Here is a 22,807-nt window from a genome sequence, read left to right as displayed (position 1 = left end):
CGTTCCCTCACTCATCGCTTACCGAGCCCAATTACGTGATGCAATCCGGAATGATCGACCACCGCTTTGACAACTCAGGTTCCGCTTGTGCCAGGAGCAACAGTCCCAGACGCGCTGCATTCCCTGCGCGCGCTGGGCAGCGCACTTTCAAAACCTGTCTCCGTGCAACGTTCGCAGCTGTGACGATGTCGATCGCGCTGTCCGGCTGCGGCGTATTTTGCGGTGGCGCAGGCGGAAGCGGCGGTGGTTTTGCCGGCAGTTGTTCGACTGGCATGCGGTTCTAGGCGCCAGCGCGTCAGCACATTGGCAGCATCCCCGCCCGATCCGCGCTCCGTGGCATCACTGCGTGCCAACTAAGGGCCAACCAAAGGCCATCGGGCCAGCGCGATATGCCGGGTACGCCCGAGCAAGCTGTGCATCAACGCGAACTCGCGCACGTTCCAGCAGACAGACTCGATGGGACGGGTGGCCATCCAGGGCATGCCATAAGCGAGTGTGACGTGCGGGATGTATGGCACGCCTGGCATAACCGCGCGATCGCCAAAACCTTCGTCCTGCAATGCCAATCCCAGCGTGTCGTGAAGCGCATGAAGCCCGACGGCGCCCTCGCCGCCTCCCAACACCAGCGGCCCTGGGCGCGGCTTCGACGCGAAGCTCATCACATTCTCAAACTCGACGGTAAAAGGCTTCATGCTGATCGATGTGGCCGCGCGCATCGCCGCATCAACACGTGCCTGCGGCAAGCCACCGGCGAAATTCCCAAGATGCAGCAACGTGACATGCAAACGGTTGGCCGCGAGCGGCTTGCTCTTCGAGCGCGTCTCCCCGCAAAGCTGCTGCGCGAGCTTCGCGATGCTGGCCGCCGTATTCGTATCGGGAAAGACCGCGAAAAAGAGCCCGTCAGTCGGCGTTGGCGGCGCCTCGAGACCGGGCAACCAGAGTTGTTCAGGCATGTCGTTCCTGATGGGGTGAAGCCGGCATAGGGATGAATCTCCGTTCAATAGTGCGCGTGCCACGCCTCTGGAAAGCGTGGATGCGTCGAGCGAGGACGCGGGCGTCAGAAGCGTTTGCATTCGCTCACCGCCCAAAAACATACAATACTGTACATGCATACAGTATTGGCTGCAAATGGGACCGCCTGAAGCTGAAAAGTCCCGACCGATTCCAGTGCGCTCCGCGAGTTCGTCGCGGCAATCCTTCGTGCGCAGAGGCATAGGCACCAAAGCTAATCCAATCCACACGCCTCGCCATCCGCCCCCCACAGCCCACTTCGAGCCGCCGGCCTTCATGCCTTACGGGAATGACTGTTATGAGGTCGACCTGTCTTCTCCACCTGTTTGCATTGGCGGACTATCCGTCCAACGCAGTGCAACTTCAACACGTCACCTGTCCGAGAAAGGAGATTGTCATGTCACTTCAAACGAAGCTCGACGCATTCAAAGCGGATTTCAAAGGTGGAAAGGCGCCGTACTTTGCGCCACCGGAAATCCATCCAGTCATGGAGCGCGCTACGGCCGAGCTCGTGGCGTCTGGTCAGGCTGAACGCGCGCTCAAAGCGGGCGACGTGGCACCGGAATTTACCCTCAACGACCCGGAGGGAAAACCCGTGTCGTCTGTCGAACTGCTGAAGCACGGGCCGCTCGTCATCAGCTTCTATCGTGGTGTGTGGTGCCCGTATTGCAACCTTGAACTGCTGGCGCTTGAGGAAGCGTTGCCGTCGTTCAAGGCCGAAGGTGCCAGTCTTGTCGCCATCTCACCGCAGAATGCCGTCAATAGCCGCAAGTCGGTTCGCACTAACAAGCTGAGCTTCCCGATCCTCAGCGACACGCACAACGATGTGGCAGCGGCGTTCGGCATCCGCTTTGCCCTGCCCGACTATCTCGTTGATCTGTACAGGAAGCTCAAGAACGACCTGCCAGCGTTCAACGGCGACGACAGCTGGACTCTGCCGATGCCAGCGCGTTACGTGATCGGACAAGACGGCACTATCCTGTACTCCGAAGTGAATCCGGATTACACCCATCGGCCTGAACCGCAGGACATGTTGCCGGTTCTCCGCCGCAAGGTCACCCCGGCTCTTTAAGCCGGATCGGCTTCGCTCCCGGCACGTCGGAGTCGGGAGCGAACGCATGAGGGTGACCGATAGAGGCGAGCCGCGCTACCTCGCTGCCGTCCCAATGAAACGCTTCGGCAAGCCAGACGAAATCACTGCAGCCATCGCATTCCTGCTGTTCGAAGAGGCTGCGTTCATTACAGGTCAAAGTCAGACCATCGAATCCGACGCGCCGAATATCTCCTCGACCCAGGCGACAAAAGCACGCGCTTTTGCAGTAACCATGCGCCCACTCGGAAACACTGCCCACAGGTCAATACCGGGCAATTCCCATTCAGTGAGCACCTGTTTTACCGTGCCGTTCGCAATTTCTGGCGCGAACATCCACTCGGACGCGATCGCGACACCCATTCCGGCAAGCACCGCTGCGCGCACGCCCTCCGCCGCGTTCACGCGGATTCGCCCCGCGACCGCAATAGACGTCTCCGTATTGCCCCGTTTGAACGACCATGCGCTTCCGCCGCCGCTTTGCTCGTACACAATCGCCTGATGCGAAACGAGATCGGCAGGCACGCGCGGTTCGCCGGCTATCGCGAACCATGCTGGCGAGCCGACAACACAACGCCTGCCATGGGCGAGCCTGCGCGCCGTCATGGCGGAGTCGCCCAGCACACCCATTCGTATCGCTACATCGATGCCGCGTTCCAGCAAGTCAATGTTTTCATCATCGAGGACAATATCGATGTTGAGATCAGGATGTCGAGCGAGAAATGACGGCAGTCGCGGGACGATATGAAGCCGCGCAAAAGTCACGGCCGCTGAAACCCTGAGGCGGCCCGAAAGAGCACCCGCCGATCCTCGTGCCGCCAACTCTGCTTCGTCCGCTTCTTCGATCGTCCGTTTTGCGCGTTCGTAAAACGCCTGACCTGCCTCGGTCGGCGTCAGCCCGCGGGTAGACCGGAGCAGCAATCGAACCCCGAGCCGTTCTTCGAGTTGCGCAATCGACTTTGAAACGGCTGGCTGCCCGACATCGAGCAACCGGGCTGCAGCCGAGAAAGAACCCGACTCAACCACGCATACAAACGTTTCCATCGCTGTCAGTCGGTCCAATGCCTTCCCTCCTCGAACGAATCGTTGTGGTTCGTGTGTCGCACGGCGAGGCACACTCGAGCCAGCCTGCGTGCACGAGGAGGTGCAACCTCACTCGTGCTGCTTTCAGCCGTGAATCCTCCGCTGGCCAGAATGGTGCCAGTGTACAGGCCCCCAGATCCTTCGATGAGACGACGGACACGCGTACTGTCATGAAGCCTTGCATCTCCCCCCTGGCTTAAGTGCGCAACACATTGCTCACCGGCAGTTTCGCGACGCGCACGGTGATGCCCTGCTTCTGTGCTTCGCGTTCGCGTGCACAGACAGAAGAAGGTAAGCGTTATGTCGAACAGGCGCGGCGCGTCTTCGCGGAGATCGCGAAGGCAGAAGGTGAATGGCGGCATGGCGGGACGGCGCCAGATATCAAAAGCTGCCTTTCGGCGCTTTATACGCGCCAAAGTCATGCGACGCAACCTTTCGCTCCGTGCGACGGTGTTTGGCGGCAGCAGGCGCCGACGCTTCAAATTGATCGACCTTGAAGCACCGCCCTGCCGTCCATTCGGCCTGAAGCGCGTCGCGTATTGTGTGCAGCTCCGCTCGCTGCCCATCCAGCTTCGCGCGGAGTTCATCGATCTCGCGCAAGCGTTGGTCGATCCGCTCGAGCAGCCCCTCCTTCGAGAAGCCCTTCATGTCCTCGACCGCGGCGCGCATCTCGTCCAGCGAGAAGCCGAGCCGCTGCGCCAGTTGAATCTGCCCTAGCCGCTCCGCCGCCGCGGCGTCGTAGATCCGGTAGCCGTTCGGCCCGCGGCCCGCCGGCGGCAGCAGTCCGCTCTGTTCGTAAAAGCGGATCGCGGATGCCGTCATCCCGGTACGCGCCGCCAGTTCCCCGATCTTCATCGCGCTTGACCTTAAAGTCGACTTGAAACTTAGTATAGGCCTATCGACCACACCGAAGAGTTCTCCCGATGACGACATCGCTGTTCACACCGCTGACGCTGCCCAACGGCAGCACCCTGCCCAACCGCATCGCGAAGGCCGCGATGGAGGAAAACCTCGCCGATGCCGGGCAATTGCCCGGTCAGGCGCTCTGGCGTCTCTATGCCGCCTGGGGAGCCGGCGGAGCGGGATTGCTGATCACCGGGAACGTGATGATCGATGCGAGAGCGCTTACCGGCCCGGGCGGCGTCGTGCTGGACCGCAATACGCCTCTCGAACCGTTCAAACGGTGGGCGGCCACCGCGCGCCAGCATGGCGCCCGGATATGGATGCAGATCAATCATCCGGGACGCCAGGTGCTCGCGGCGTTGAGGCGGCATGCATGGGCGCCGTCCGCGGTGCCGCTCGATCTGGGCCGGCATAGCAAACTGTTTGCCGAGCCGCAGGCGATGACCGCGGCCGAGATCCACGAAGTCATCGAACGCTTCGCCGACACAGCCGTGGCTGCCGAAGCGGCCGGGTTCGACGGTGTCGAGATACATGCCGCGCACGGCTACCTGATATCGCAGTTCCTGTCGCCGCTGACCAATCGGCGCAACGACGAATGGGGCGGCTCGCTGGAAAACCGGGCAAGACTACTGTTATCCGTCGTGCGCGCGGTGCGCGCGCGGGTCGGCGCCGGGTTCGGCGTCGCGGTCAAGATCAATTCCGCCGACTTCCAGCGCGGGGGGTTCTCCGAGTACGAAGCCCGGCAAATCGTGCTGTGGCTCAACGACCAGGCGGTCGATCTCGTCGAACTGTCCGGCGGAAGCTACGAGAGCCCGGCGATGCAGGGCCACACTGCGGACGGCCGCACGCTTGCGCGCGAGGCTTATTTCCTGACATTCGCGCGCGACATTGCCGCCATCGCGGCGATGCCGGTGATGACGACGGGCGGCATTCGCCGGCAGTCGATCGCTCAGACAGTGCTGGACGAAGGCGTCGCCGTCGTCGGCATGGCGAGTGCGCTGGCGTCCGTACCGGACCTGCCGAATCGCTGGCGCGACGGTCAGGCTGTCGACGCATCGATCGCCCAGGTCCGATGGCAGGACAAGGCAGCTGCCGGATTCGCGACCATGGCGCTCGTCAAGCGCCGCTTGCGCGCGATCACCGCAGGCGGGCACCCGCGGCGCTGTTACTCGCCGGTCTACAGTCTCGTGATCGACCAGATCCGCACGCGCAAATTGACGCGGCGTTACCGTCAGTGGAACGGCTCCACAGCCGGGGATCGGCCTTAACCGACAGCATGCCGGACATCCTGCAAACCGAAGGAGGCTTGCCAAAAGGCGCTGTTGTGCTATAAAAAAAAGCTAACCAGGGCATCCCTACCGGTCGCCCGGCCGAAGAAATGGGCGGCTCCACTGGAGCGAGCGCGACAATCCATGAGTCTTCTGGAGCTCAGAAACGTTTCCAGGCACTTCGGCGCCATTCACGCCCTGACCGACATGACCTTCAGTCTGGAGCCAGGCCAGGTGGTCGGGCTCATGGGCGACAACGGGGCTGGGAAATCGACGCTGGTGAAGGTCATCGCCGGCAACTTTCCCCCCTCGCACGGCGAAATCCTTATTGACGGTAAGCAGGTGCATTTCAGCAGACCGCTTGACGCCCGCGCTCAGGGGATCGAAGTCGTCTATCAGGACCTCGCGCTCTGCAACAACCTCACGGCGGCCGCCAATGTCTTCCTCGGCCGCGAGCCCCGGCTCGGTTTCGGGCCCATCCGCATTCTCGATCACGCGACCATGTATCGGCGCGCCGGCGAGCTCTTCAAAGAACTGAAATCCGAGACGCGTCCCCGTGATCTCGTCCGACAAATGTCGGGAGGTCAGCGACAGGCCGTGGCAATCGCTCGCACGCGGCTCTCCGAGGCGCGGCTCGTCATCATGGACGAGCCGACGGCATCGATCAGCGTCCGGCAGGTGGCGGAGGTACTCGACCTCATCCAACGCCTGTCCGAACATGGCATCGCAGTCATTCTCATCAGCCACCGCATGCCTGACGTTTTCGCCGTCGCCCACCGCGTGGTCGTCATGCGGCGTGGGCGCAAGGTCGCGGACAAGAAGACCGAAGCGTCTTCTCCGGAAGAAGTGACCGGCCTGATCACCGGGGCCATCGCCGTCGCCTGATCCTGCCTCACACGGGAGCCGCAAAATTGGACGATCTGCCGGAAAGGCCCACCCCAATGTCGGCATTGCTTGATGATCCGCAATCCGCGAAGACTCATACCCGCTGGACCGGGCTTTTCGCGAGCCAGGTGTTCTGGGTGGTGCTCGCGACTGTCGTTGCCTGCCTCGTGCTCTCGATCGTGACCTCGACTTTTGCCACGCAGCAGAACCTTTTCAACGTCACACGCAACTTCGCCTTCGTCGCAATCGTCGCGCTCGGCATGATGGCCGTGATCGTCACGGGCGGCATTGATATTTCGGTCGGCTCGACGATCGGCTTGAGCGGTATCGTTCTTTCAGTGGTCATGAACGCCGGCTACCCGATCTGGGCCGGCATCGGCATGGGGCTCCTGACCGCCGGGCTCGTCGGCCTCGTGAACGGTCTGCTCATCGCCTATCTCGACATGCAGCCTTTCGTCGTGACGCTCGGCATGCTGAGCGTCGGCCGTAGCCTCGCGCTGGTGTTCTCCGGCAGCCGGACAATTTTCGATTTCGGTCCAGACGGTAGCAAGCTCCTTACGCTCGGCGGCGGCAAGACCTTCGGCCTCGCCAATCCGGTGTGGTTCCTCGTGGTCCTCGCCGTGCTGTTCTGGTTCGCCTTTACCTGGACGCGCTGGGGCCGCTACGTCTTCGCGGTCGGTGGCAACCGACATGCGGCGAATCTCACCGGCGTTCCGGTGCGCCGCATCATCTGCTCCGTCTATGTACTGGCCGGCCTCATGGCGGGTGTCGCGGCGATCCTCGAAGTCGGCTGGCTTGGCGCGGTGACGACGGGCCTTGGCACCGGCGACGAATTACGCGTGATCGCCGCGACCGTGATCGGCGGCACCAATCTCGTGGGCGGCGTCGGCAGCGCGTTCGGGACTGTGGTCGGCGCCGCGCTCATCGAAGTCATTCGCAACAGCCTGATCCTGCTCGGCGTCGACTCGTTCTGGCAGGGGACGGTTGTCGGTGCCTTCATCATCGTCGCCATGCTCTTCAACCGGCTCGGCGGCGAGCGGCAAGGAGATTGAAATGTCTGCGGGTGCAGCGGTCGCGACGCGGCCGGTGCTTGGGGAGGCGCGGCCGGACGAGATGCGGAACCGCCGGACGCACATGTTCACAAAATGACAAGGTTCCGCAGGAAGGTTAAAGCTCGAACACGGGCTTTCCTTGGAACTATTATGAATTGTATGCGAGCAGACATGGGCACCGTCGACCCGGCGCCGATAGCTTTGCATGAGAATGGAGGGAACAATGAAGAAAGCTTTGATGTGTCTTGCCGCGATCGGAGGGCTCGCCATGTTGGCCTCCCCCGCCTTCGCAGCCGATAAGACCCTGGCGCTGGTGGTAAAGGGTCTCGACAACCCCTACTTCGACCTCATGCATCAGGGATGCGAGCGGGCGAACAAGGAACTTCATAAGGAAGGCTACACCTGCTACTACACCGGCCCCGCGACGGCCGCGGACGAAAGCGCCGAAGTACAGATCATCGACGACCTTCTGACCAAGGGCGTGGCGAGTATGGCAATCTCGCCCGCGAACGCCCCAGCCGTGGCCGAAGCGTTGCGCCGCCGCAATGTGACGATCCCGGTCATCACCGCGGATGCCGATTTGTTGCCGAAGGATGCGTCGTTGCGCAAGACCTACGTCGGTACCGACAATTACGAACTGGGCGTCAAGCTCGGCGAGCAGTTGAAGCTGCTGATGCCGAAGGGCGGCAATATCTGCCTCGTCATGGGCAATCCCGCTGCCGAGAATATCAACCAGCGCGCCCAGGGCACGCGCGACATACTCTCCGGCAAGAAGGGCATCGCGAAGCTCGCCGGCGAAAACGGTTGGAATGAGATCAGCGCCTGCCCGCTCTACGTGAACGACGACGCCGCCAAGGCGAACCAGATGATGCAGGACACGCTGACCGCCAACGCCACCGGTCTCGATGCCTTCGTACTTGAAGGCGGCTGGCCGCTCTTTGCTCCGCAGGCCTATTCGCAGGTCGTAGCTCCGATCATGGATAAGATCAACAGCGGCAAGTTCGTCATCGTCTCGGCCGATACGCTCGGTCCGGAACTGCAAGCCCTCAAGGATCACAAGGTCAATGTCCTCGTCGGCCAGCGGCCGGAAGAAATGGGCTATCGGGCAGCGATGGTCATGCGCGACCTCGCGGAAGGAAAGACGGTGAAGCCGGTCATCCACACCGGCCTTGACACCTGCACCTGGAAGAACGCCGACACCTGCCTCAAACATTGAAGGCCGGTAGGATCCGTTGCAAAGATGGATGCGGGAGCCGAGGCAGCCCTGACTCGGCCCCGTCACGCGGCTTTCTTCGCAGGGCGGCCGCAACCAACGCATCCGTTCGCTAGAACCGGTATCCAAGTCCGAGAAAGACGATCACCGGATCCGCCGTGATATGCGTCTTGTTGGACAACACCGTCTGACCGTTGGCGGCCACGGAACTGACCGTCGCATTTGTCTTGAGAGACAGATAGGTCACCGACGCAGTCGCGTACCAGTTCTTGCTGATGTTGTAGGACGCGCCCGCGACGAACGCGGGATTCCATGACGGACTGAGCGTTGCCTTGACCTGTCCGCCCGGCCCTGCAATCTCTTGCAACGCGCCACTGAATGTTGAATTGAGATTGGTATGCGAGAACCAGGTATAGTTCGCGCCTACACCGACGAACGGGCGCAGCTTCGCCTGCGCGTCGAAGAAGAAATACTTCAGGAACAGAATGGGTGACCACGACCGGGTGGTGGCGAGCGGCGCCAGATTCCCCAGATTGAGCGAAGGCCCGCCGGCACCGAAGGGTGTGGCGTTGCCCTGCGCATAGAGCTTGAGCTTGGGTGGTATGCCCGCCGCCAGGTCAAGAGCAATATTGTCCGTGACGAAATAGGTGTTCGAGAGCTCCAGGGTGAACGTGTTATGTATCTGACCACCCGTGCCCATTGACGTGAATGTGCCCAAAGCCGAACTGCTCTGCAACGATGTTGTGGAAGACGGGCCAAAGTCGAGCCAAACTCCACCCACGCTGGTAACGAGACTGCCGGCGCTCTGGCCCATCGCACTGGAACAAATCGCGCCCGGTATTAACGCAAGGCATGCAAGTCTTTTAATCATGTCTCCTCCCATTTATTTCGCATTACATATCAATGTTTTCACATCGACGCTGTTTCTTGCATTGCCGCTCAGAATTGCTCGATTGGCAGGCTCGATCCACTCGATGCGCCGCTGCGGATCGCCTTCAGAAGCGCATTCGCTTTGGGCAAGACCTTGTCGGCGTAAAAACGCGCGGTGGCGAGCTTGGTGCGATGGAAGTCCGGGTCTTCATTCGCGGCGCTTTTTCTTGCCGCAGCAAGCGCTGCGCGCCCCATCTGCCACCCGCCGCATACATAGCCGGTGAGCATCAGATAGTCGACGGAACTGGCAAGCGCGACGTCGGGCTGAGTCGCCAAAGCGTGCAGCACCCAGGCGGTGGCATCGTCGAGCGCCTGTACACCGGCCACCAGCGCCGTGCCAATGGACGCCACTTGCGTATCCGTGCTGCGCTCCAGTTCCAGCGCGGTCTGACGCATCTCCGTAACAAGGTCAGCCATCCCCGCGCCCTGATCCGACGCGAGCTTGCGTCCTGCGAGGTCGGCAGCCTGGATGCCTGTCGTGCCTTCGTAGATCGGCGCGATTCGCGCATCGCGCAGGAACTGGCATGCGCCCGTCTCTTCGATGTAGCCCATCCCGCCGTGCACCTGCACCCCCATCGACGCAATCTCGACGCCCAACTCCGTACACCATGCCTTCAACACGGGGATCAGAAGATCGACACGCACCTGGCGACGCGCGCGCTCAGCGGCATCGGGGTCACGGTGCGCGCGGTCCATGTCCGCGGCCATTACGTAGGCGAAAGCACGCATCGCTTCGACCTGGGACTTCATCGTCATCAACATGCGCCGCACATCCGGGTGATGGATGATGGAAACCGCACCGGCAGATTTACTGGCTGCAAGCCGACCCTGGACACGTTCCTTCGCGTATTCGCGGGCTTGCTGATAAGCGCGTTCCGCGATCGCGAGCCCCTGGATACCCACCTTCTGGCGTGCCTCGTTCATCATCGTGAACATATGGGCGAGGCCTTTGTTCTCCTGCCCCACCAGATAACCGATCGCCCCGCCCTGATCGCCGAAGCTCATCACGCAGGTCGGACTCGCGTGAATGCCGAGCTTGTGTTCGAGGGACGCGCAATGCACGTCGTTGCGTTGCCCGGGAGAGCCATCGGCATTCAGCAGAAACTTGGGCACGACAAAGAGCGAGATGCCGCGCACGCCCTCGGGTGCATCCGGCGTGCGTGCGAGGACGAGATGAATGACGTTGTCCGTCATATCGTGATCGCCCCACGTGATAAAGATCTTCTGGCCGTAGAGGCGATACTGGTCGCCTTCCGGCACTGCCTTCGTGCGCACGGCGGCGAGATCCGAGCCCGCTTGCGGCTCGGTCAGGTTCATGGTGCCCGTCCACTCGCCGCTGACGAGCTTCGGCAAATAGCGTCCCTTGAGCTCTTCCGAGCCGTGCTGCCTCAGCGACTCCGTGGCGCCCGCTGTCAACAGCGGACACAGTGCGAACGCCATGTTGGACGAGTTCCACATCTCGACGGTCGCCGCATGCAGCAATTCGGGCAGCCCCTGCCCGCCGAACTCCGGGTCGCCGGAGAGGCCGCTCCAGCCGCCTGCAGCAAACTGCCGGTAGGCTGTCGCGAAACCGTCCGCTGCGACGACGCCGTCCTTCGTCAGGCGCGCGCCCTGCTCGTCGCCGGACTTGTTGAGCGGTGCCAGCACTTCGGTCGCGAGCTTCGCCGCCTCCTCGAGCACGGCCTCGGCGAGTTCGGGGCTCACCTCATCGAAGCCTGGCAGCGAGGACAACTCGCCGAGACCGGCCAGTTCCGTCATCACGAAGCGCATGTCGCGCAGCGGTGCAATATAGGTGCTCATCATGGTCTCCGGAATCAGTTTTGTTGCAGCTTGTCCAGTTCGGCGGACAACTCTGGCAATACCTTGAAGAGATCGCCGACGATCCAGTAATCGGCAACTTGAAAGATCGGTGCCTCCTCGTCCTTGTTGATCGCGACGATCACCTTCGAATCCTTCATGCCGGCCAGATGCTGGATCGCGCCGGAGATGCCGACCGCGATATAAAGTTGTGGCGCGATGACCTTGCCGGTCTGGCCCACCTGATAGTCGTTCGGCACGAAGCCGGCATCCACGGCAGCGCGCGACGCACCGACCGCTGCGCCTAGCTTGTTGGCGATGTCTTCCAGCAAGGCGAAGTTTTCGCCGGAGCCCATGCCTCGGCCGCCCGAGATCACCCGCCGCGCCGATGTCAGCTCAGGACGCTCGGAGCGGGTCAGTTGCTGGCTCACGAAACGAGAGCCCGGGACCTCGGCGGCCGGTGCGATCGATTCAATCGCCGCCGTGCCGCCCTCGGCGGGCGCTGCGGCAAAGGCTGTCGTGCGTACTGTGATGACCTTGATGCGGTCCGCGCTTCGTACCGTTGCCAGCACGTTGCCCGCGTAGATGGGGCGCACGAAACTATCGGCGGACTCAACGGCAACGATGTCGGAGATCTGCGCGACGTCGAGCAGCGCGGCCACGCGCGGCATCGCGTTCTTGGCGGTGGTGGTAGCGGGCGCCAGTACGTGGCTGTAGTCGGGCGCGACCGTTGCGATCATCGCGGCCAGGTTCTCGGCCAGCGGATGGGCATAGTGCGGCGCATCGGCGACCCGCACGCGCTTCACGCCGGCGATGCGTGCAGCCTGTTCGGCTACGGCCGCGCATTGTGATCCGGCGACGAGAACATGAATGTCGTCGCCAAGGCGCGCAGCGGCGCTGACGGTGTTCAATGTCGCCGCCTTCAGCGTCTGATTGTCGTGTTCTGCAATAACGAGTATGGACATGGTTCCCTCTTCCGGTCAGATGACGCGTGCGACGTTCTTGAGCTTGGCCACGAGATCCGCGGCGTCGGCGACGCGCATGCCCGCCGCGCGTTTCGCCGGTTCGGCAAGGTTCAGCGTCGACAGGCGCGGCGCGATGTCGACGCCGAGGGCAGCGGGTGCCACCACGTCGAGCGGCTTCTTCTTCGCCTTCATGATGTTGGGCAGCGTCGCATAGCGCGGTGTGTTGAGCCGGAGATCGGTAGTCACAACGGCCGGCAGATCGACCTCGATCGTCTCGAGTCCACCGTCGATCTCGCGTGTCACGATCGCCTTGCCTGCTTCGACGCTCACCTTCGATGCGAAGGTCGCCTGCGGCCAGCCGAGCAGCGCCGCGAGCATCTGGCCGACCTGGTTCGCGTCGTCATCGATGGCCTGCTTGCCGAGCATCACGAGTTGCGGCTGCTCCTTGTCCACCAGTGCCTTGAGCAGCTTCGCCACGGCGAGCGGCTGCAACTCGACGTCGGTCTCGACGAGGATGCCGCGGTCAGCACCTGTCGCCATCGCCGTGCGCAACGTTTCCTGGCAAGCCTGCACCCCACAGGACACGACCACCACCTCTGAGGCCACGCCGGCTTCCTTCAAACGCACGGCCTCTTCCACGCTGATTTCGTCGAACGGGTTCATCGACAGCTTCACATTCGCGATGTCGACGGCGCTGCCGTCGGCTTTCACGCGGACTCTCACATTCGCGTCGACGACGCGTTTGACAGGAACCAGTACTTTCATTGCCTACTCCGTTTCGATAAAGGACTCCGGGTACTCCGTCACGCCGGCCATGTGAACCGATCGTTCGAGGTGTCGTTGTGTTCGTCGTGGATACGTGCCGCCGGCCCGGGTTTGTGCGCCGCAATACGATTCGATGCGCTAGACATGTCTCCTCCCTTAGGGTGGTTGGGCGTATCATTTCCTGAGCAAGACACCCGTTCAGGCACAGCCCGCCGAAGGGCAATCACCCATGACCGGCCGGTTGCTCCGTTGTCCCGTTGCGGAACTGCGCGTCTGCTCGCTGGAATCCATAGTGTCCGAGCGCAGCACCGCGCAGAATCCCCCGTAAAGGGGAGCACGATGGGATGGATGGGGGGTGGTAGCCAGGGTCAACCCGAACGCCTGGAGCAGCTGATGCACGTGACAGAAGCGACGAAAGCAATAAACGCGACAAAACCGCCGCCCCCGAACAGGCCACCTCTCGTCCTCGCAACGAAGGTTTTTCCGCCACGCCTGCCCGCCGGCCTGATCGATCGCCCGCGCCTTGCCTCGCTTGCTGCGCAGACGGAAACGAAGCGCCTGACGGTGATCAAGGCTCCGGCTGGATTTGGCAAGACGTCGCTCGCGCTCACCTGGCTCAAGTTGCTCGGCACGAGCAGTGCGCGGGTGGCCTGGCTATCGCTCGACGCCGAAGATAACGAGCCCGCCCGCTTCTTCAATCATCTCGCGCACGCATTGCGGCAAGCCTGCGGTAACGTCGGCACTTCAGTGATCGGCTTGACCGCCGAAGCGTCGTTTGTGCCGGCGAATTCGCTGGCGACGACGCTGATCAACGAGCTGATCGATGTCGACGACGAGGTCTACCTTTTCATCGACGACTATCACCTGATCAGCGAGACGCCGATTCACGAAGCGATGTCGCTGTTCATCGCCAATGTGCCCTCGCAGGTCCACGTGGTGCTCTGCACGCGAACGGATCCCCCTTTTCCTACGGCCAAGCTGCGCGCCCACAACGATCTGCTGGAAATCGACGCATCGACCTTGAGATTCAACTTCGACGAGACGCGCCGCTTCGTCGAGCACGAATGCCCGGACAAGCACGGCACCATCGACGTGAAGTCACTCTTCGCCACCACCGAAGGCTGGGCGGCGGCGCTGCGCATCTCCTCCTCGGTGCTGTCCCGGAAGGATCGCCCCCAAGGCTGGCGGCCAAGCGCGCCGAGCGGCGCGTCGAGGCCGCTGGCAGACTACCTCGAAGACATACTGCAGTCCTTACCAACCGGGATGCTCGAGTTCATGTTGCGTACGGCGATACTCGATCGTCTGAGCGCACCGCTGTGTGAGGCGCTTACCGGCCTCGCGCCGAGCCAGGCGATGCTGGACGCCATTGTCGCGCGCCAGTTGCTGCTGGAGCCGCTGGACCTGGAAGGGCACTGGTTCCGCTATCACCCGCTCATGGCCGAGTATCTGCAGCGTCGGCTGGAGGCACCGCATCACGACGAGATCACCGAACTGCATCGCCGCGCGTGGCAATGGTATGCGGCGCAGCACCAGTGGACCGACGCAGTCAGGCACGCGATTGCGGCCGGCGCGACCGACGAGGCCATTCGCCTCATGGAACACTGCGCCATGGCCCTCCTCAAAGGCGGCGATCTGCTCACGCTGGTCGGCTGGCAACGTCAATTCCCGGCCGACCTGATGCGCGCACAGATCACGGTCACGCTTGCGATCGCCTGGGGCACGGTACTCGCCTTGCGCTTCGATGACGCGGTCACGATGCTGGATTCGATCGAACACGATGCCGCGCGCAAGGGTATCGACGCGGACCACGTCCGCTCGGAGTGCGTCGCGCTTCGCGCGACACTTGCAGCCTTACAGGATGACCCGCAACGGGCGCTCGCGCTCACGCAAGACTATCTGGACCGGCCATCGCGCGATTCGTGGACCACCAACGTGGTCTCCAACGTAGCCCGTTTCTGCCACTGGAAAGCGGGCAATCTCGACGCGCTGCACGCCACGCCGTGGATTCCCGACTCGATCGCGGAAGATCAACGCAGCGTATTTTCCTCGGTCTACCGGCTTTGCCTGCTCGGTCATGTGGAAATGCAGCAGCTGCGCTGTCCGCTCGCGGAGCGCCGTTTCAACGAAGCGATGGCGCTTGCCGAGGAGTATTCGGGTCCGCAGTCGATAGCGGCGGCGTTGTGCGCGCCGATGCTCGCGCAATTGCATTATGAACAGGGCCGGCTGGACGAAGCCGAAGCGCTGCTCGTCGAACTCATGCCGGTTATTGACCTTGCGGTATTTCTCGACAGCGTGCTGATTGGCTATCGCATACTCATTCGAATCGCCGTGGCGCGCGGCAATTTTGCGCACGCGTATGTCTTGCTCGACAGAGGACAGGAACTGGGTCAGGCACGTCGATGGAACCGGCTGGTCGCTGCCGGGCTCTCGGAAAGAACCCGGCTCAATCTCGCGGAAGGCAGGCTTGCCGAAGCAGCCGCGTGCGTGGCACAACTACGTCAGTTGGCTACCGCCAACGCCGGGTCGTCCGTTCCGGTCTCGCCGGAGATCGAAAACTACCGGGACCTTGGGGCCGCGTACCTGGCGATACGACGGCAGCAGACCCAGGAGGCGGTCACGATATTGAACGGTGCGCTGGAGCGTCTCGAACACCTCCATGGAACCTATCTCGCACTGCGACTGCGATCCCTCCTCGCGCTGGCGTGGCTGAACGCGGGCGAGCGCGACCGGGCGCTCGACATATTCCACCAGGTTGCGACGGTCGCGGCGCCTGCTGGGATTTGCCAGTCCATTATCGATCATGGGCCGGAGATCGGTCCGCTATTGAAGCTGGCGCGCGACAGCGCCCGCACCACTACTACCGCCAAAGCGCAGGAAATCGTGACCTGGCTAGACCGTCTGCTGAATAGCTGGCGAGCACAGTACGAACCCAACAGCCAACCCCAGCCAGAAGGCGAGCGTGACCGCCTCAGCTCGCGTGAGCGCGGCATCGTCGAGTTGATCGCACAGGGACAGTCAAACAAGGAAATTGCGCGCACGCTCGGGATCACACCTGAGACGGTCAAATCCCACGTCAAGAGTATTTTTACGAAGCTGGAAGTCGACAAACGCGCCCAAGCCGTCTCGCGCGCACAGGCGCTCGGATTGGTCAAGCATAGCTAGCAGCGCCCGATACGCGGGTGGTACCTGGCTTACCGCAAAACAAGCAATACACATGCGTGGATCAGGACGCCCACCGCGCCACCGACAAACGTGCCGTTGATTCGGATGTATTGCAGGTCGCGACCGATCTCGGCCTCGATCTTGTGGCTCACCTCCTTCGCGTCCCAGCCTTTCACGACGTCAGTTATCAGCGCCGACAGCTGATGGCGATGGCGCAGCACGAGCAGGCCGGCAATATCAAGCCACCACGCGTTCAACTTGTGCTGAATGGAAGACTCACTTGCCACGCCTTTACCGATAGATACGAATGTCCCGGTCAGCATGTCGCGCACGACAGAGTCCTTGCCTGCGAGATCAGCAAGCACGGTCGCACGGACGTGATCGAGCATGACACGGTAATAGCCCCCCTCTTCAAGATGCCGAATGCAGTCGCGCAGCAACAGTCGGCCAAACCGGCGATAAACCGCTGAGGTCCGCAGGTTGTGGGACAGATCGTCGACCGCCACGTCGAACCGGCTTCGAAGCTCGTGCTCCGGGTTCGCCGCGACCTCGTGGATGAGCGCGACGATGCCTTCGACAAACTTGTTGACGATGTAGGCGTCCAGCGACGCCATCGTGAATTTCGACGCCTCGCTGAACTTCGCCTTGATCAGGCTCACGTTGGTGCTCAACCACGTTTCCACGGCGCTCAGTCCGCGATCCAGCAGGGGCTGATGACGGTTGCCTTCGGTAAGGATGGTCAGGACCTGGCCCGCGAGGCGTGATACCTCGAGCGTGCGCAAGCGCGGCATCACCAGTCGGTCGAAGAGATGCTCGACGTCCCTCTCGTCGATGTCTTCGAGCAATCGGGGAAGCGAGCCGGCCACCACATCCGCGACCACCGCGCTGTTTTCAGGTACTGCGAGCCATCCCGCCAGCGCTTGGGCCGCGTTGAAACCACTCAGTCGCCCGATGATAAGTTCGGGGGTCAGGAAGTTTTCCTCGACGAAGCTGCCCAGACTCTCGGCGATGCGCTGCTGGTTCTTCGGAATGATGGCCGTGTGCGGAATCGGGATCCCGCACGGGTACCGGAACAATGCGACGACGGCATACCAGTCCGCGATCGCACCGACTGTACCCGCCTCGGCAAAAGCCCGTGGCCATGCGAGCCACGGATGCTGCGCCTGCCAGGCCACGCAGACGAGCAGCAGCACGATCATCGCCGCGAGCAAACAGGTCGCCGTCGTGCGCATGCGCTTCAACCGGGCGAGCTTCCTGTCCCCGGTTGGGTCGAGCGCCGCACGCTGTAAATTTCCGCTCCTCTGCGTCACGAAACTCAACGCGCCTCCTGCCGCAGGAACCGCTTCACCACCGGAGCGACTTCTTTTGCCCGGGTGATCAGAAATAGATGGCCGTCATCTATCACATGCAGGGTCGCATGTCGAATCCTTGCCGCGAGAATCTTTGCATTCGTGAGCGGCACAATCGGGTCGTCGTTGCCATGCATGATGAGCGTCGTTTGCCGAAGGCCGCCTAGCCACGGCAAGCTGGTCCAACCCGATGCGGCCAGCAACTGATAAAGATAGCCACGGCCGCGCGGCGGCTCGATATGTCGGCTGTGTTCCTCGAGCAACGCGGGATCGTGACGGTAGGCGCCCCCGTATATCTCGGCTCCGATTTTCCGCAGGTAGGCCGGGTCGGTATAGCGTCGCGGCCCGATCAGTTTTGAAAGTACCGACAGCCGGGCAGGCACCATGATTACCCCAGGCGACGTGGCCGCGAGAATCAGCCTGCGGCAACGCTCGGGGTAAAGGTGTGCGAACTGCTGGGCCAGCGCCCCACCCCACGATACGCCGAGCACGTCGACCGGGTCGACGTAACCGAGCCGCGTCAGCAGCTTGTCGGCCAGGACGGCAAGCGTCGAGAACCGATACGGGATCAAGGGAGCGGGCGAACCGCCAACGCCGGGGACGTCGAAGATGACGACTGTTACGTCATCTAGTGCTGTAACGAACGGCTCAACGAGTTCAAGATTCGCTCCGATGCCATTGAATAAGAGCAGCGGGGGCGAAGCGTCGCTACCGGGCCGGACTGCGACACGCAGCAACTGGCCGTCCAGATCGATCATCTGAATTTGCATGGCGTCGATAGACTCCGCGCTTGTTTGTAAGTCGGTCATCCGGTTGGCCCCAGGTTGGACGCTTCGTTTCGTTATGATGGCGGCTCGCACCCGCCCGTTACTTCTTGGGCTGCACGAGCGCTTTCAGTTCCTCGACATGCTCCGCAAAACGCTTCGTGACGACAGCGATACTGTCGGTTTGAGCCCGGTACGCGGCATCCGCGAGTTCCTGCATGTCCACGAAGGCTTTTTGCAGTGCCTTTTGAACGCCTTCTCCCGTTGCCGCAGCAGATTCGCTGCCGGGGGTCCTCAAGCGGGTCACGAGCGATTGCAGTTCAGTCATCGACGAACGCGCGATATCCATCTGCTTCTGACCGAGTTGCTGTACACCGGCGAGTGCAGTCATATTCGCCTCGGCGAGCGCTTCAATGTCCTTGCGGCGCGACTCGAGGATTGCGGCTACGTCGACGCCCGGCAGCTTGAACTGCGTGATGAGCTTCGTATATTCACCAAAGATATTGCTGGGTTGGGTTGCTGCCATGATGACTCCGTTAAAGTAGTTGCAAAAAAAAATCGGTTTTGCTATTCGGCGACGATGCCGCTTAGGCTTCCGAAACATAGGTCCCGGGTGCTTTCACACCGGCCGGGTGCTGTTCGCTGCCGAGCGCCGCCGGCGCTGCACGCTTGTCGCCGGAACGGGCGACCAGCCAGTCTCTCCAGTTGGCCCACCACGAATCCGTTTCAGCCTGTGCGCCGGCAAGCCACGCATCGGCGTTGGCCGGCAACTCGGCGTTGAGGTAGAACTTCGCCTTCGGATTGCCGGGCGGGTTGATCAGGCTCTGAATATGACCGCTTGAACTCAAGACGAAACGGGTATTCCCGCCAAACGTCGTAGCGGTGTTGTACACACCCTTCCACGGCGTAATGTGATCCGTCATACCTGCCACCACATACTTGTCACACTTGACCTGGAACAGGTCAATCGGCGTGCCCAGCACAGTCAGCGCGCCAGGCTTGCTGAACAGATTCTGCGTGAAAATGTCGAGCAACTGGCCATGCAGCTTCGCCGGGAGCCGGGTCGTATCGTTGTTCCAGTAAAGGACGTCAAAAGCAGGCGGTGCGTTGCCCAGCAAGTAATTGTTGACCCAGTAGTTCCACACCAGATCGTTGGGTCTCATCCAGGCGAAGACGCGTCCCATTTCCTCGCCCGCCAGCACCCCGCGTGAGATGCTGTGCTGCTTGGCCGCCGCAATCGCCTCCGGCGTCGCAAAGAGACCGAGTTGCGAGTCGGCGATATTGTCGAGTACGGCGACCATCAGCGTGGTGGCATTGACCGTCTTTTCACCCTTGCTTGCGAGATGTCCCAGCAAGGCCGAAATGGTCATCGCACCGGAGCAGGCGCCATGCAGGTTGACGTCGTCGCACCCGGTGATCTCGCGCACCGCCGCAATGGCTTCCACAAGTGCGCGGACGTACGTGTCCAGATCCCAATGGCTTTGCGCCGCGGTCGGATTGCGCCAGCTGACGACAAACACCTGGAGCTCGTTCTTGACCAGATAGTCGACGATGCTCTTGCCCTCGGAGAGATCGAAGATGTAGAACTTGTTGATCTGCGGCGGCACGATCAGTTGCGGCCGGCTGTAGACCTGCTGCGTCGTCGGCGCGTACTGGATCAGTTCCAGCACTTCGTTGCGAAACACGACCGCGCCTGTGGATGTACCGAGGTTCTTGCCCACCTCGAAAGCCGTCTTGTTGACTTGCGCGGGCATGCCGCGATTCTTGAGCAGATCCATCACGACGTTGTTGCAGCCATCCACCAGACTGGCGCCACCCGTATCAATGACCTTCTTGAGCGCGGCAGGATTGCCCAGCAGCGTGTTCGTCGGAGACGCCGCGTCCGTAATGAGCGACATCACGAACCGTGCACGCTCCTTGTTAGTGGGATCCAGCGCGGAGCGGTCAACGAAACCCGCAAGCGCATTGCGCCACGCGAGGTAGCCTTGCAACGTTAAGCGATACAGCGAATTGTTCTGCCATGTGGCGTCGGCGAAGCGTTTGTCGCCCTTTGGCGGCGTGGATTCCGCGCTACCCGAGAAAAGCGCTAAAAGCTCGCGAGCGAAAGCCACTTCCTGCTCCAGGACCAAACCCGGTTGCCGCCATGCCTGAACGCCGATTTGCTGCGCGGTGGCGACGATGTCGCACGGCCGCAGACCGACAAAGGGATTCGGACCCAGCATTCCCTCCGCAGCCGACGCCGCGAGATCATCAGCCTTGTCACTTTGTTGCGCGTTTTGCTGCGGGCTTTCAGTGGTTACCGCCATTTTGCTGCTCCTTCAGGAATGTCTTCCGCTTCGCCAAACGTCATGGGTCACGCGACCAGCATCGCGAGGGTTTCTGCAATCAGTGCGGGCTTGTCCTCGCCATCGATCTGCAGCTCGTTCATGATCTTGATCAGGATGCGGCCACCGCCCTTGCTCTCCGCCGACACGAGCGTCATACGGCTACGCACACGCGCACCTGCCTTGACCGGCGTCATGAAACGCACCTTGTCCAGACCGTAGTTGAGACCCGCAGAAGCGTCCTTCGGAACGATGCCGATCTCGATCGCGAGGCCCCCCAACAACGACAGGGTCAAATAGCCGTGTGCGATCGTGCCGCCGAACGGACTCTCACGTTTCGCCCGCTCCTCGTCGACGTGAATCCATTGTTTATCGCCCGTACACTCGGCGAACGCATTGATACGCGCCTGATCGACCACCACCCAATTCGACACGCCCAGCTCGCGCCCCACGAAGTCGCCGATGGTGACAATGCTGTAGTTCTCAGTACTCATCGCTTGCACTCCCGGAAATTTGCTTACCCATCAGGCGAACTGCTCGCGCAGCCACTTCTTGTTGGTCTTGCCGACACTCGTCTTTGCGATCGCATCGACGAACTTCACAGTCTGCGGCACCGCGTACTTCGATATCTTTCCGGATGTGCTGAACGACAGGACGTGCTGTTTGATGTCGTCCTCCGTGACTGCCACCCCCTCCTTGAGCACGACCAGCGCCACCGGCCGCTCCCCCCACTTCTCGTCCTTGATGCCGATAACGGCCACTTCGGACACACCCTCGTAGCGCGAGATCAGGTTTTCTACTTCGAGTGATGAAACCCACTCCCCGCCGGACTTGATCACGTCCTTGAGACGGTCGGTGATTTGTACGTTGCCCGTCGGGTCGATACTGGCAATGTCTTGCGTATGGAGATAGCCACCGGCCCACAGCTGCTCGGAAGCCTCGGGGTTCTTCAGATAGCCTTGCGTGAGCCACGGTGCCCGCGCGACGATCTCGCCGGTGGCTTTGCCGTCGTGGGCGAGTTCATCCATGTTGTCGTCGACGACACGCAGATCAACCAGCGGAACCGGCCGGCCGGTCTTGCAGCGCAGGCTGAGCTGCTCGTCGGCGTCGAGCTTTTCGGCCCCGGGCGGCAGTTGCGCGAGACTGAGCACGGGGCAGGTTTCCGACATCCCGTAACCGACGAACACATCGATGCCCCGGTCTAGCGCCGCCTTCGCGAGGCCTTGCGGCAACGCGCCGCCGCCGATGATGACCTTCCACTTGCTCATGTCCGTCGTCTTCCCCTCCTCGCACGAGAGCAGCATGTGCAGGATCGTGCCGACACAATGCGAGAACGTGACGCCTTCATCGCGCACGAGCCGTGCGAGCCGGTCCGGTAAGTAGCGTCCGGGATAGACCTGCTTCACACCCATCACCGTGGCGATATACGGCATGCCCCATGCGTGGACGTGAAACATCGGGGTGAGCGGCATATACACGTCGCCGCGATGGAAACGCTGTCCCGAGACGGGGCTCGCCAGTGCCGCCATCAGGGTGATGGTGTGCAGAACCAGTTGCCGATGCGTGAAGTAGACGCCCTTGGGAAGACCGGTTGTGCCGGTGGTGTAGAAAGTCGTTGCACGCGTGTTCTCGTCGAAATCGGGGAACACATAGCTCGTGCTGCTCGCCGCCAGCATCGCCTCGTATTCCGTCGCGAAGGGAATGCTGTGTGCAGAAACTTCGCTGCCTGGCTCATCGATCCAGATGAAAGTTCGCACGGTTTCCAGTTTGTCCTTGATCGCTTCGACGACCGGCAGAAAATCCGTGTGAACCAGCAGGACTTCAGCGCCGGCATGATTGATCGTGTAGGCGATCTCTGCCGGAGACAGACGCACGTTCACCGTCTGCAAGACAGCGCCCATCATCGGGACGGCGAAATAGCTCTCGAGATAGCGGTGGCTGTCCCAGTCCATCACCCCGACGGTGCTGCCGTGCCGCACGCCAAGTTGGCTCAACCCGTTGGCGAGCCGCGCGATACGCTCGCGCAACGTGGCATAGGTCATCCGGAACTGGTCCCGGTAGACGATCTCCTCGTCCTGCGACTGAACGAACGGTGTGAGCAATAGTTGCTTGATCAGCAACGGATAGGCGTAGGCGGCGGATCCTGACGTCATGACTTCGTCCTGCATCTGTATCTCCTTCAGTTCCAAAATGGATTTAAAGCGGATGCTGATCTATTTATCTTTCTCGGCCAGCTGTGGCATCGC

19 protein-coding genes are annotated in these 22,807 nt (G+C 61.8%); 6 read left to right on the top strand and 13 right to left on the bottom strand.

Going from position 1 to position 22,807, the window contains the following annotated elements:
• Nucleotides 1–353 precede the first annotated feature (353 nt).
• Entirely contained in the window at nt 354–953 is a 600-nt protein-coding gene (locus tag GNZ12_RS36145; protein WP_172316771.1) for a 2'-5' RNA ligase family protein, read from the bottom strand.
• A gap of 455 nt (nt 954–1,408) precedes the next feature.
• Here GNZ12_RS36145 and GNZ12_RS36140 point away from each other — a divergent pair, with 455 nt between their 5' ends.
• A complete protein-coding gene (locus tag GNZ12_RS36140) occupies nt 1,409–2,083 on the top strand; it encodes a peroxiredoxin-like family protein (protein ID WP_172316769.1) in 675 nt (224 codons plus the stop codon).
• Nucleotides 2,084–2,263: 180 nt separating this feature from the next.
• On the opposite strand, the gene GNZ12_RS36135 is transcribed toward GNZ12_RS36140, so the two are convergent.
• Nucleotides 2,264–3,163, bottom strand: coding sequence for a LysR family transcriptional regulator (locus tag GNZ12_RS36135; protein ID WP_172316767.1), 900 nt, complete (start codon nt 3,161–3,163; stop codon nt 2,264–2,266).
• Between the two features lie 402 nt (nt 3,164–3,565).
• Nucleotides 3,566–4,039, bottom strand: coding sequence for a MerR family transcriptional regulator (locus GNZ12_RS36130; protein WP_172316765.1), 474 nt, complete (start codon nt 4,037–4,039; stop codon nt 3,566–3,568).
• A gap of 68 nt (nt 4,040–4,107) precedes the next feature.
• Here GNZ12_RS36130 and GNZ12_RS36125 point away from each other — a divergent pair, with 68 nt between their 5' ends.
• From GNZ12_RS36125 to GNZ12_RS36110, 4 genes are all read left to right on the top strand, one after another.
• Nucleotides 4,108–5,355, top strand: a complete 1,248-nt coding sequence (locus GNZ12_RS36125; protein ID WP_172316763.1) for an NADH:flavin oxidoreductase/NADH oxidase family protein — start codon at nt 4,108–4,110, stop codon at nt 5,353–5,355.
• 144 nt (nt 5,356–5,499) lie between these two features.
• The gene (locus GNZ12_RS36120; protein WP_172316761.1) at nt 5,500–6,240 is read left to right on the top strand and encodes an ATP-binding cassette domain-containing protein; all 741 of its coding nucleotides are present in this window, start codon (nt 5,500–5,502) and stop codon (nt 6,238–6,240) included.
• Nucleotides 6,241–6,296: 56 nt separating this feature from the next.
• Nucleotides 6,297–7,292: an ABC transporter permease gene (locus GNZ12_RS36115; protein ID WP_172316759.1), complete on the top strand. Its 996-nt coding sequence runs from the start codon at nt 6,297–6,299 to the stop codon at nt 7,290–7,292.
• Between the two features lie 223 nt (nt 7,293–7,515).
• Entirely contained in the window at nt 7,516–8,508 is a 993-nt protein-coding gene (locus GNZ12_RS36110; protein WP_172316757.1) for a sugar-binding protein, read from the top strand.
• A 109-nt stretch (nt 8,509–8,617) separates the two neighbouring features.
• Here the strand turns inward: GNZ12_RS36110 and GNZ12_RS36105 are convergent, their stop codons facing one another.
• From GNZ12_RS36105 to GNZ12_RS36090, 4 genes are all read right to left on the bottom strand, one after another.
• The gene (locus GNZ12_RS36105; protein WP_216673494.1) at nt 8,618–9,376 is read right to left on the bottom strand and encodes an OmpW/AlkL family protein; all 759 of its coding nucleotides are present in this window, start codon (nt 9,374–9,376) and stop codon (nt 8,618–8,620) included.
• Between the two features lie 68 nt (nt 9,377–9,444).
• Complete coding sequence (locus GNZ12_RS36100) at nt 9,445–11,235, bottom strand: acyl-CoA dehydrogenase (protein ID WP_172316755.1); 1,791 nt, start codon at nt 11,233–11,235, stop codon at nt 9,445–9,447.
• 14 nt (nt 11,236–11,249) lie between these two features.
• Nucleotides 11,250–12,197: an electron transfer flavoprotein subunit alpha/FixB family protein gene (locus GNZ12_RS36095; protein ID WP_172316753.1), complete on the bottom strand. Its 948-nt coding sequence runs from the start codon at nt 12,195–12,197 to the stop codon at nt 11,250–11,252.
• 15 nt (nt 12,198–12,212) lie between these two features.
• The gene (locus tag GNZ12_RS36090; RefSeq protein WP_172316751.1) at nt 12,213–12,962 is read right to left on the bottom strand and encodes an electron transfer flavoprotein subunit beta/FixA family protein; all 750 of its coding nucleotides are present in this window, start codon (nt 12,960–12,962) and stop codon (nt 12,213–12,215) included.
• Nucleotides 12,963–13,355: 393 nt separating this feature from the next.
• On the opposite strand from GNZ12_RS36090, the gene GNZ12_RS36085 reads away from it, so the two are divergent.
• The gene (locus GNZ12_RS36085) at nt 13,356–16,124 is read left to right on the top strand and encodes a LuxR C-terminal-related transcriptional regulator (protein WP_172316749.1); all 2,769 of its coding nucleotides are present in this window, start codon (nt 13,356–13,358) and stop codon (nt 16,122–16,124) included.
• Between the two features lie 29 nt (nt 16,125–16,153).
• Here the strand turns inward: GNZ12_RS36085 and GNZ12_RS36080 are convergent, their stop codons facing one another.
• From GNZ12_RS36080 to GNZ12_RS36055, 6 genes are all read right to left on the bottom strand, one after another.
• Nucleotides 16,154–17,335: a DUF445 domain-containing protein gene (locus GNZ12_RS36080; RefSeq protein ID WP_235993994.1), complete on the bottom strand. Its 1,182-nt coding sequence runs from the start codon at nt 17,333–17,335 to the stop codon at nt 16,154–16,156.
• Nucleotides 17,336–17,439: 104 nt separating this feature from the next.
• Nucleotides 17,440–18,243, bottom strand: a complete 804-nt coding sequence (gene phaZ / locus GNZ12_RS36075; protein WP_235993993.1) for a poly(3-hydroxyalkanoate) depolymerase — start codon at nt 18,241–18,243, stop codon at nt 17,440–17,442.
• A gap of 97 nt (nt 18,244–18,340) precedes the next feature.
• A complete protein-coding gene (locus GNZ12_RS36070) occupies nt 18,341–18,763 on the bottom strand; it encodes a phasin family protein (RefSeq protein ID WP_172316745.1) in 423 nt (140 codons plus the stop codon).
• 61 nt (nt 18,764–18,824) lie between these two features.
• The gene (locus GNZ12_RS36065) at nt 18,825–20,543 is read right to left on the bottom strand and encodes an alpha/beta fold hydrolase (RefSeq protein ID WP_172316744.1); all 1,719 of its coding nucleotides are present in this window, start codon (nt 20,541–20,543) and stop codon (nt 18,825–18,827) included.
• Between the two features lie 47 nt (nt 20,544–20,590).
• Nucleotides 20,591–21,055, bottom strand: a complete 465-nt coding sequence (locus GNZ12_RS36060; RefSeq protein WP_172316743.1) for a MaoC family dehydratase — start codon at nt 21,053–21,055, stop codon at nt 20,591–20,593.
• A gap of 30 nt (nt 21,056–21,085) precedes the next feature.
• Nucleotides 21,086–22,729, bottom strand: a complete 1,644-nt coding sequence (locus GNZ12_RS36055) for a fatty acid--CoA ligase (RefSeq protein ID WP_172316742.1) — start codon at nt 22,727–22,729, stop codon at nt 21,086–21,088.
• Nucleotides 22,730–22,807 lie beyond the last annotated feature (78 nt).

Source organism: Paraburkholderia solitsugae (genome assembly GCF_013177695.1).
In the GTDB taxonomy this organism is placed as follows: domain Bacteria; phylum Pseudomonadota; class Gammaproteobacteria; order Burkholderiales; family Burkholderiaceae; genus Paraburkholderia; species Paraburkholderia solitsugae.
The sequence above is the reverse complement of the archived record's forward strand: the minus strand, read 5'-3'. Positions and strand labels throughout refer to the sequence as shown.